Source organism: Siminovitchia thermophila (assembly GCF_016909185.1).
Taxonomy (GTDB): Bacteria; Bacillota; Bacilli; order Bacillales; family Bacillaceae_C; genus Siminovitchia; species Siminovitchia thermophila.
The window spans coordinates 1-3080 of record NZ_JAFBFH010000072.1; the positions used below are offsets into that span (position 1 = coordinate 1).

The 3080-nt window shown below is 36.7% G+C and carries 3 protein-coding genes and 1 pseudogene; all 4 read left to right on the plus strand.

Annotation, left to right across the window (positions count from 1 at the left end):
- Nucleotides 1-468: pseudogene (locus JOC94_RS22485) on the plus strand (hypothetical protein); the annotation flags it as partial.
- Between the two features lie 271 nt (nucleotides 469-739).
- Nucleotides 740-1738, plus strand: a complete 999-nt coding sequence (locus JOC94_RS22490; protein WP_205180419.1) for a protein rep — start codon at nucleotides 740-742, stop codon at nucleotides 1736-1738.
- Nucleotides 1739-1830: 92 nt separating this feature from the next.
- Nucleotides 1831-2145, plus strand: coding sequence for a DUF3139 domain-containing protein (locus JOC94_RS22495; protein ID WP_205180421.1), 315 nt, complete (start codon nucleotides 1831-1833; stop codon nucleotides 2143-2145).
- Between the two features lie 573 nt (nucleotides 2146-2718).
- Nucleotides 2719-3080 (plus strand): plasmid recombination protein (locus JOC94_RS22500; RefSeq protein WP_205180422.1); only part of this gene is annotated, 362 nt, incomplete at its 3' end.

A 3080-nucleotide genomic window follows, 5' to 3' on the forward strand; every position in this document is an offset into this window, starting at 1 on the left:
GTTCTGTCTCCAAAGCACATGAAAGAGTTGTCGGTAAAAGTGAATGCTGCAGCCATCATAAAAAAAGACTATGTGCGGTTGAGAAATACTGATCTTGTAAAAGAAAATCAGCAATTGTGGGAAATTGCTTCCGAAGCATTGAAGGAAAATGAACAGCTAAAGAAGCGCAATTCGGCTTTGCAAAAAGAAAAAACAAAGCTGTTTTGGGAGAATGACCTTTTAAAAGGCGAGATAAGCGATTTAAAGCGCGAAATAGGTTTGGTATATAAAAGCACTAAAGAATTTTTAAAAGAGCGCACAGAGGACGTGAGAGCCTTTAGAAACGTTTTTAAGAGTTTGGTAGATAAAATTAAGGTAAAAATATCCCAAGCTCGTGAGAAGCAAAATTTAAGGCCGCAGGCTAGTGAGTTTGAAAAGGTGTATAAGAGAGAATTGAGTGAAGAGCGAAATCGAGGTTTCGAACGATAAAAAAACGCCATAAAGGCGTTTTTGTTTTTTGGGGTTTTTTAGGGGTTAGAGCGAAGCGAAAACCCCTGTTTTGAACGGAGTGAAAAACAGTTCTTTCTTATCTTGATACTATATAGAAACAACGTCATTTTACTATTCTAGGTGTAAATGTGATAACCGTGCGGGTTTAAGTGCGTTTATTTGCTTAAAAATGGTTGAAAATAAAAACCCCATCTGATAGAGTTTAAGTTACCACACTTATAACTTCATAACAGATGGGGGGTTTAGTTTTATGTGCCACAATATTAGCATGTATACCATAGAAAAATCAAGGGTCTTGGTTGATAAAACAAAAAATGGTAAAGAAAGACCTTGGAAAGATAGAAAAATATCAAGTGTGGGTTACTACGAGTTAATGCATATACTGGAATTTAAGAAAGCAGAACGAGTTAAAGAGTGTGGGAATATTTTAGAATTTAGAGCGGATGAAGATTCAGGACACCTTAAATTATTTAAAGCTTGGTTTTGTAAATCTCGGCTGTGTTCGTTATGTAATTGGAGGAGAGCCATGAAGCATAGTGTCCAAACGAAAAAAATAGTTACCGAAGTGGTTAGACGAAAACCAAAGGCAAGATGGCTATTTCTTACGTTAACGGTTCGTAATGTGTGGAATGGTGAAGAATTAAATAAAAGTTTATCTGAAATGGCTCGTGGTTTCAGAAAAATGGTTCAATATAAAAAAGTGGTGAAAAATTTAATTGGATTTATGCGGGCAACGGAAGTAACGGTTAATCCAGTAGATAATTCATATAATCAGCACTTGCACGTTTTGCTTTGCGTGGAAAATACTTACTTTAAGAATACAGAAAACTATATTTCTCAGAAACAGTGGACAGGCTTCTGGAAGCGAGCAATGAAATTAGATTATGATCCGGTTGTCCATGTTCAAACAATAAAGCCGAAGAATAAACGTAAATCAGATATGCAATCAGCCATTAATGAGTCAGCAAAATATCCTGTTAAAGATACAGATTTTAAAACAGGTAATGAGGAAAGGGATCTTCAAGTTGTTCAGGATCTGGAAGAGGGATTGCGTCAAAAAAGATTAATTTCATATGGTGGTCTTTTGAAAGAAGTACATAAAGAGCTTAATCTTGATGATGTTGAGGATGGAGATCTGATTCATACGGATGATGACGAAGAAGAAGTAAGTGAAAACGCTTATAGCATTATAGCCTATTGGAACTGGGAACGTCGGAATTACTTTATAAATAGTATTGATAACAATTGATTTGAGATCAATGCGTCGTTTAACAGCTGAAAAATATAGATGACTTATGGATCTATGAAAAACATTCTCAGTAAAGAAGAGGGGGGAGTAAGGTGTTAAAAAAAATTGGTATTACTCTTTTGATTTTATTGGTTTTATCGTTAGGTGTTTTTGGATATATTACTTATAAGAAAAACGAGGTAAAAAGTGCCGTAGAAGATTATTTGATCAAAGAGGAGCAAATAAAAAGAGAAGATATATTAACTTTGGAGCCGTTTATAGCAAATTTAAGTGGTGATAAAAAATATTTAGTGTTTGTTCAAATAAAAGATGATGAGAAGAGATATTATTATTTTAAAGATACTAAAAAAAATAAAGTATTATTAGAGTCATATATTCTGAATGGAAAAGAACATGTAGTAAATTAAAATGTGATATTCCATTTTTTATAATATTATAAAAAAAAATATAAATAAAGGAATTTTAAGAAGTATTTGTCTTTAAAGAAATGTTAGAGGATGGCAATTGCTATCCTTTTTATTTTGGATCGGCGGGGCATTGGAGGGAGAAGGCGACATGTGATGGTTGTCAATATATTTTTGTGGTAGCGGAGCGAGGGCGGTTTTCCCGAGTGAGCATAAGGAACAAAAATATATTGACAACCACACCAAACCCCAAACCCTCTTGGCATTGTCAAAACTTTGTTTTGACCTGCCTACCGGCGAGGGAGCCCCCTCAAAAATTGAGGGGGTTGGGGGAGTTTTTTGAAAGGGGTTAAGGGGAAGAGTTCCCCTTGCAGGTTTGGATAGCGTCCAAGGTTTTTCCATGCGCCAGCATGGTTCGGCGGCCGCCGAATAGCCCTCGGCAGAGCGCACATATTGGCTAGGAACACGACAGTTCCGAATGCCAATATGAGAGTGCGTTCTCTTATTGGCAGTTTCCACTTCCCAATAAGCTCTTTCTCTAGTAAAATGGAGGGGATTATTTGGGGGTGTTTTTTTATGGGGAAAGCCATTTTTCGGGTCAGCGGAATCAAAACGACGTTTGATTTACGGGGGATCGGTAAGCATAATTTAGATCGAAAATCGGAAACCAATAAAGATATTGATTTGAGTCGTTCTCATGAAAATATCACCCTCAAAAGGTGTACGGGAACTTACTTGGAAATGTTTGGCCATGTGACCGAGGATTTGAGAAAACAGCATGAAGAGCAAATGAAAAAAACTCGGAAAAGCCGTCAAAAATCGTTTCTGGATAAAATCAATGGAGATAAAGCGGATGTCGCTTGCGAATTTCTGATGAGTGCAACCCCTGAGTATTTTGAGGGGAAATCCCGTGAGGAAATTGAAGAATGGGGCAGGGC